Source organism: Streptomyces sp. NPDC058470 (assembly GCF_042721055.1).
Taxonomy (GTDB): domain Bacteria; phylum Actinomycetota; class Actinomycetes; order Streptomycetales; family Streptomycetaceae; genus Streptomyces.
This window is the reverse complement of record NZ_JBHXMF010000061.1, coordinates 48,494-54,761: the sequence shown is the minus strand read 5'-3', so window position 1 is coordinate 54,761 and position 6,268 is coordinate 48,494. Positions and strand designations below refer to the sequence as shown.

The window sequence follows — 6,268 nt, the reverse complement described above, 5'->3', positions numbered from 1 at the left end:
TTCTTGTCTGTTAATTTGGTGGGGGGGGGGGCCCCGTTCTCCTACCCCGCCCCGCCCCGCTCCTGGTTGAGCTCGTGCGAGGGTCAGACCTCGACGACGACCGGGAGGATCATCGGGCGTCGGCGGTAGTTGTCCGAGACCCACTTGCCCAGCGTGCGGCGGATGAGCTGCTGCATCTGGTGGGGCTCGACGACGCCGTCCTGTGCCGACCTCTCCAGGACTTCCCTGACCTTCGGGATCACGTCCGTGAAGGCCGAGTCGTCGATACCCGAGCCGCGGGCCTGGACATGCGGGCCGCCGGTGATCTTGCCGGTGCTGGCGTCCATCACCACGAAGACCGAGATGATGCCCTCGTCGCCGAGGATGCGCCGGTCCTTCAGGGCGGGCTCGCCCACGTCGCCGACCGAGAGGCCGTCGACGTACACATATCCCGCCTGGACCTTGCCGGAGATCTTGGCCTTGCCACCGATGAGGTCGACGACGACGCCGTCCTCGGCGATCACGATGCGGTCGTGTGGGACACCGGTGAGGGCGCCCAGCTCGGCGTTGGCTCGTAGGTGGCGCCATTCGCCGTGGACCGGCATCAGGTTCTTCGGCCTGCAGATGTTGTAGAAGTACACGAGTTCGCCCGCGGAGGCGTGGCCGGAGACGTGCACCTTGGCGTTGCCCTTGTGGACGACGTTCGCGCCCCAGCGGGTCAGGCCGTTGATGACGCGGTAGACCGCGTTCTCGTTGCCCGGGATGAGGGACGACGCGAGGATCACCGTGTCGCCCTGGACGATGCGGATCTGGTGGTCGCGGTTGGCCATCCGGGACAGCGCCGCCATCGGCTCGCCCTGGGATCCCGTACAGACCAGCACGATCTCGCTGTCGGGCAGGTCATCGAGCGTCTTGACGTCGACGACGAGGCCCGGCGGGACCTTCAGGTAGCCCAGGTCCCTCGCGATGCCCATGTTGCGGACCATCGAGCGGCCGACGAAAGCGACCCTGCGGCCGTTCTCGTGGGCGGCGTCCAGGACCTGCTGGATGCGGTGCACATGGCTGGCGAAGCTCGCCACGATGATTCGCTTACTGGCGCCGGCGAAGACCTGGCGCAGCACGTTCGAGATGTCGCGCTCGGGCGGGACGAAGCCCGGGACCTCGGCGTTCGTCGAGTCCGAGAGGAGAAGGTCGATGCCTTCCTCGCTCAGCCGTGCGAAGGCGTGCAGGTCCGTGAGGCGGCCGTCCAGCGGGAGCTGGTCCATCTTGAAGTCGCCGGTGTGGACCACCATGCCCGCGGGGGTGCGGATGGCGACCGCGAGGGCGTCCGGGATGGAGTGGTTGACCGCGACGAACTCGCAGTCGAAGGGGCCGATGCGTTCGCGGTGGCCCTCCGCGACTTCGAGCGTGTAGGGGCGGATGCGGTGCTCCTGGAGCTTCGCCTCGATGAGAGCGAGGGTCAGCTTGGAGCCGATCAGCGGGATGTCCGGCTTCTCCCGCAGGAGGAAGGGGACGCCGCCGATGTGGTCCTCGTGGCCATGCGTGAGGACGATGCCCTCGATGTCGTCGAGGCGGTCCCTGATGGACGTGAAGTCCGGCAGGATCAGGTCGATTCCGGGCTGCTCCTCTTCGGGGAAGAGCACTCCGCAGTCGACGATCAGCAGACGACCGCCGTACTCGAAGACCGTCATGTTCCGGCCGATTTCACCGAGGCCGCCGAGCGGGGTGACCCGCAGGCCGCCCTTCGGGAGCTTCGGCGGGGCGCCGAGTTCAGGATGCGGATGACTCAAAAGACTCTCCTCACCACACGCGCCACGTACCTGGCAAGGCACGTGGCGCGCGTGACGTTCGTGCAGTAGCAGTTGTCGTGTGGGCTGCAGGCTCGTGGCCTGCGTTGTCGTACGTATTCAGTTGTGAAGTCTGTAGTTAGAGCTGTACCCCGCCGGCGGCAAGATCGATCTTGAGCTGGGCAGTCTCCTCGGGCGACAGCTCGACCATCGGGGCGCGCAGCGGTCCGGCGGGCAGGCCCTGGAGGGCGAGCGCGGCCTTGGTCGTCATGACGCCCTGGGTGCGGAACATGCCGGTGAAGATGGGAAGCAGCTTCTGGTGGATCTCGGTGGCCTTGTGGACGTCGCCGCTCGCGAAGGCGTCCACCAGGGCGCGCAGCTCCGGCGTGACGACGTGGCCGACGACGGAGACGAAGCCGACGGCGCCCACGGAGAGCAGCGGCAGGTTCAGCATGTCGTCGCCGGAGTACCAGGCGAGGCCGGAGCGGGCGATGGCCCAGCTGGCTCGGCCGAGGTCTCCCTTGGCGTCCTTGTTGGCGACGATACGGGGGTGCTCGGCGAGGCGCACCAGGGTTTCGGTGCTGATCGGTACGCCGCTGCGGCCGGGGATGTCGTAAAGCATCACCGGTAGTTCGGTGGCGTCGGCGATGGCTGAGAAGTGCCGGTACAGGCCCTCCTGCGGGGGCTTGTTGTAGTACGGCGTGACGGTCAGCAAGCCGTGCGCGCCGGTCTTCGCGGCGGCTCGGGCGAGCTCGATGCTGCGGTGGGTGTCATTCGTGCCGACGCCGGCGACGATGTGGGCACGGTCGCCGACCGCCTCCAGTACGGCTCGTACGAGATCCGCCTTCTCCGCGTCGCTGGTGGTCGGGGACTCGCCGGTGGTGCCGTTGATGACCAGGCCGTCGTTGCCTGCGTCCACCAGATGGGTTGCGAGCCGCTGCGCGCCGTCGAGGTCGAGCGCGCCGTCCGCCGTGAAGGGCGTGACCATGGCGGTGAGAACCCGCCCGAAGGGGGTCTGCGGAGTGGAGGTCGGAGCCATGGGTAATACGCTACTCGCTGCTCAGGGCGGGGTCTGCCCTAGGGGCAGGCGACAAGTCGTGACAAAGGTGGAGCCCGGCACTGCCTGCTCGGGGGTTCAAGCAGTGCCGGGTCCGTTTGATCAGGCTAGATGAACTTCTCGAAATGCCGCAATACGGACACTTCGCACGGTCCATCCGCACATCTGTGCCGGAAGGCGTGCGGAAGCGCGCTACGGCGCCACGCGCCCGTTGGCGTTGAAGGCCGCATACGTGAGCGGCATCAGCTTCGCCCACTCCGCTTCCATCTTCTCCCCGACCATCTCGATCTCGCGCTGCGGGAAGGACGGGACCTTGGCCAGCTCGTGCTGGGTGCGCAGGCCCAGGAAGTGCATCAGCGAGCGGGCGTTGCACGTGGCGTACATCGAGGAGAAGAGGCCCACCGGGAGGACCGCACGGGCGACCTCTCGGGCTACACCGGCGGTGAGCATTTCCTGGTACGCCTCGTACGCCTGACGGTATGAGTCCTCCATGACGCGGCCGGTGAGCTCCTGCTGCGCGGGGGTGCCCTCGACGAAGACGTACTTGCCGGGGCGGCCCTCCTGGATCAGCTTGCGGGACTCGCCCGGGACGTAGAAGACCGGCTGGAGCTCCCTGTACCGGCCCGACTCCTCGTTGTACGACCAGCCGACACGGTGGCGCATGAACTCGCGGAAGACGAAGATCGGGGCGCTGATGAGGAACGTCATCGAGTTGTGCTCGAAGGGGCTGCCGTGCCGGTCCCGCATCAGATAGTTGAGCAGGCCCTTTGAGCGCTCCGGGTCTTTTTTCAGCTCGTCCAGCGACTGCTCGCCGAGCGTCGAGACGCGGGCGGCGAACAGCACATCCGAGTCGGACGCGGTGTGCTTGACCAGCTCGACGGTGACATCGCTGCGGAAGCTGGGCTTGAGGTCGTCGGCGGGGGTGTCGGTCACGGTGGAGAGGGTCCTTCCCATCACAGGCTCGGGCGGCGCCCACTCTACGGCCCGGCACCGACAACAGGGCGTTCGGTGGCGTGCCGCGACATTAGTCCGCGAACTTCTGCGAATTCGGCGAAACCGGGCACCGATTGGGGCGTTCGCTCGTCTGTATTGGTGACAACGATTCGTTCGAGTCCCCAGAGGAGAAGCAGTCCCCATGCTCCGTCGGCGCGAGCCCGTTCCCTTTGCCTTCCTCGCCGAAGCAGACCAGTTCCGCAGCAATGTCACTCCCCCACCCCGTGAGCGTCCGTCCGCCAGTCAGTTGGCCGGCCGATGGCTGATAGGACTCACTGTGATCGCGGGGCTCGCGGGCGCCCTGATCATCGGAATGCCCGCATTGTCCTTGGACAAGTCGTCCGCGGATCAGACGTCCGCGACGACTCAGCAGTCCGAGGCGTCGCACGGCCACTGACTCATCCGGACCCCCAAGTGTGGTGAGCGGGGACCCGGCTCGATAACCTCACCGGGCACAGCCAGCCCATGCGTGGATTGAGTGAGGACCAATCGTGCCCCTGCCCTTCCTGACGGCGGACCGCGCTTTTGACGAGGTGGCGGACGACCTCGCGCTGCCGTTCGACGACCGCGACCACTGGCGGCGTCCCTACCGGCCCGGGCCGTGGCGGGTGGGCGCGGCCGCGCTCGTCCTGCTGCTGGCCTCGTACGTACTCTTCGCCGCGGTCATCATCGCGGTCACCGGGACTCCGGCCGGCGCCGCGGCCTGCCTCGGCGGGGCCGCGCTCGCCATACTCTGCGCGCTGCGACTGCTGCGGGTGGGCGTCTGGGTGAGCGCCCAGGGGCTGCGCCGGGTGAGCTTCCTCCGTACGAGTACGACACCCTGGGCGCAGGTCGTCGCGGTACGGACGGTGCAGCAGCCGGTGCGCTGGCTCGGGCTGCCGCGCACCGTTCAGGGGCAGGCACTGACCCTCGTACGCAGGAATCGTGCGCCCAACGACCTGCCGCCGCTGCTGACCTCGCACGGCACGGACTTTCTGGCCCGTGTGGAGGCCTTCGACCGGGCGGCGGACGCCATCGAGGTGTGGGCGGACGAGTACCGGCGGGCCTGAGGCTCAGCGCCGACGGGAATTGAGGAGGGGCCGGTCCGCACACCGCGGGCCGGCCCCTTCGTCGTGGCTCTCAGGCTTCCACCGGTCGTCGTGGCACTCAGGCTTCCACCGGTGGCCTGCCCTCGTGCAGTGCGATCGCTCGCTGCATCGCCTTGCGGGCACGCGGGGTGTCGCGGGCGTCGTGGTAGGCGATCGCGAGGCGGAACCAGCTGCGCCAGTCGTCCGGGGCGTCTTCGGTCTCGGCCTTGCGCTTGGCGAAGACCTCGTCGGCCGAGTCGCGGTCGATGCGGCCGCCCGCCGTGCGCTTCAACTCGTCGACGGGCAGGCCGCCTTCGGCGTCGAGCTCGGCGGCGAGGCGGTTGGCTCTGCGGACGAACTGGGTGTTCTTCCAGAGGAACCAGACGCCGATGACCGGCAGGATCAGCACCGCGACACCGAAGGTGACGGTGAGGAGCGTGCCGGCCTGGATGAGCAGGAGTCCGCGCCAGCCGACCAGCACGAAGTAGGCGACCAGGACGGCCGCCGTGATGGCGTATGTGAGCTTCGCGCGCATGGCTTCTAGTTCAGGTCCAGGAAGTGTTCCAGGCCGAAGGTGAGACCCGGGGTGGTCACCACGCGGCGGGCGCCGAGCAGGATGCCCGGCATGAAGCTGCTGTGGTGGAGGGAGTCGTGACGGATGGTGAGGGTCTCGCCCTCGCCACCGAGCAGGACCTCCTGGTGGGCGAGGAGGCCACGGAGGCGTACGGAGTGCACGGGCACCCCGTCGACGTTCGCGCCGCGGGCGCCGTCCAGGGCGGTCGCCGTGGCGTCGGGCTGCGGGGTACTGCCCGCGCGTTCCCGGGCCGCGGCGATGAGCTGGGCGGTGCGCGTGGCGGTGCCACTGGGAGCGTCCACCTTGTTCGGGTGGTGCAGTTCGATGACCTCGACGGACTCGAAGTACGGCGCGGCGACCTCGGCGAACTTCATGGTCAGTACGGCGCCGATGGAGAAGTTGGGCGCGATGAGCACGCCGGTCTCCGGGGAGCCGGACAGCCAGGTCCGCAACTGCGTGAGGCGCTCGTCGGTCCAGCCCGTCGTGCCGACGACTGCGTGGATGCCGTGCCGTACGCAGAAGTCGAGGTTGTCCATCACCGAGGCAGGCGTGGTCAGTTCGACGGCGACCTGGGCGCCGGTCTCGGTCAGCGTCTCCAGCTTGTCGCCCCGGCCGAGCGCGGCCACCAGCTCCAGGTCCTCGGCGGCCTCGACGGCTCGTACCGCCTCGGCTCCGATACGGCCCTTGGCACCGAGGACCGCCACGCGCAGCTTGCTCATCTTCCTGCTTCCTTAGTCGAGGACAGTCGAGGACTTACACGACGGGCCGAGGACCTATGCCACCAGCCGAGGGCTTACGCCACCGGCCGAGG

General features: G+C 68.3%; 7 protein-coding genes. 2 read left to right on the top strand and 5 right to left on the bottom strand.

The annotated features are described in order from the left end of the window. Positions 1-83: 83 nt before the first annotated feature. From ACFWP7_RS34415 to thyX, 3 genes are all read right to left on the bottom strand, one after another. Complete coding sequence (locus ACFWP7_RS34415) at positions 84-1,769, bottom strand: ribonuclease J (protein ID WP_384389780.1); 1,686 nt, start codon at positions 1,767-1,769, stop codon at positions 84-86. A gap of 136 nt (positions 1,770-1,905) precedes the next feature. Further along, positions 1,906-2,805 (bottom strand): 4-hydroxy-tetrahydrodipicolinate synthase, encoded by a 900-nt coding sequence (gene dapA / locus ACFWP7_RS34410; RefSeq protein WP_384389777.1) that lies wholly within the window; start codon positions 2,803-2,805, stop codon positions 1,906-1,908. 210 nt (positions 2,806-3,015) lie between these two features. Beyond that, a complete protein-coding gene (gene thyX / locus ACFWP7_RS34405; RefSeq protein WP_384389774.1) occupies positions 3,016-3,756 on the bottom strand; it encodes an FAD-dependent thymidylate synthase in 741 nt (246 codons plus the stop codon). A 202-nt stretch (positions 3,757-3,958) separates the two neighbouring features. Between thyX and ACFWP7_RS34400 the strand changes: the two genes are divergently transcribed. Together ACFWP7_RS34400 and ACFWP7_RS34395 are read left to right on the top strand one after the other, a co-directional pair. Beyond that, the gene (locus ACFWP7_RS34400; protein WP_384389771.1) at positions 3,959-4,213 is read left to right on the top strand and encodes a hypothetical protein; all 255 of its coding nucleotides are present in this window, start codon (positions 3,959-3,961) and stop codon (positions 4,211-4,213) included. 94 nt (positions 4,214-4,307) lie between these two features. Beyond that, positions 4,308-4,865 carry a hypothetical protein gene (locus tag ACFWP7_RS34395; RefSeq protein ID WP_384389768.1) on the top strand — a complete coding sequence of 186 codons (558 nt, stop codon included), beginning with the start codon at positions 4,308-4,310 and terminating at the stop codon, positions 4,863-4,865. Positions 4,866-4,962: 97 nt separating this feature from the next. Here ACFWP7_RS34395 and ACFWP7_RS34390 read toward each other — a convergent pair whose 3' ends face one another. Further along, positions 4,963-5,418, bottom strand: a complete 456-nt coding sequence (locus ACFWP7_RS34390; RefSeq protein WP_384389765.1) for a hypothetical protein — start codon at positions 5,416-5,418, stop codon at positions 4,963-4,965. A gap of 5 nt (positions 5,419-5,423) precedes the next feature. Next, positions 5,424-6,176 (bottom strand): 4-hydroxy-tetrahydrodipicolinate reductase, encoded by a 753-nt coding sequence (gene dapB, locus ACFWP7_RS34385; protein WP_384389762.1) that lies wholly within the window; start codon positions 6,174-6,176, stop codon positions 5,424-5,426. Positions 6,177-6,268: the final 92 nt, after the last annotated feature.

Bases quoted from the DNA above. Each gene is read 5' to 3' on its own strand.
- dapA (WP_384389777.1), bottom strand. From the start codon at position 2,805: ATGGCTCCGACCTCCACTCCGCAGACCCCCTTCGGGCGGGTTCTCACC.
- ACFWP7_RS34400 (WP_384389771.1), top strand. From the start codon at position 3,959: ATGCTCCGTCGGCGCGAGCCCGTTCCCTTTGCCTTCCTCGCCGAAGCA.
- ACFWP7_RS34390 (WP_384389765.1), bottom strand. From the start codon at position 5,418: ATGCGCGCGAAGCTCACATACGCCATCACGGCGGCCGTCCTGGTCGCC.
- dapB (WP_384389762.1), bottom strand. From the start codon at position 6,176: ATGAGCAAGCTGCGCGTGGCGGTCCTCGGTGCCAAGGGCCGTATCGGA.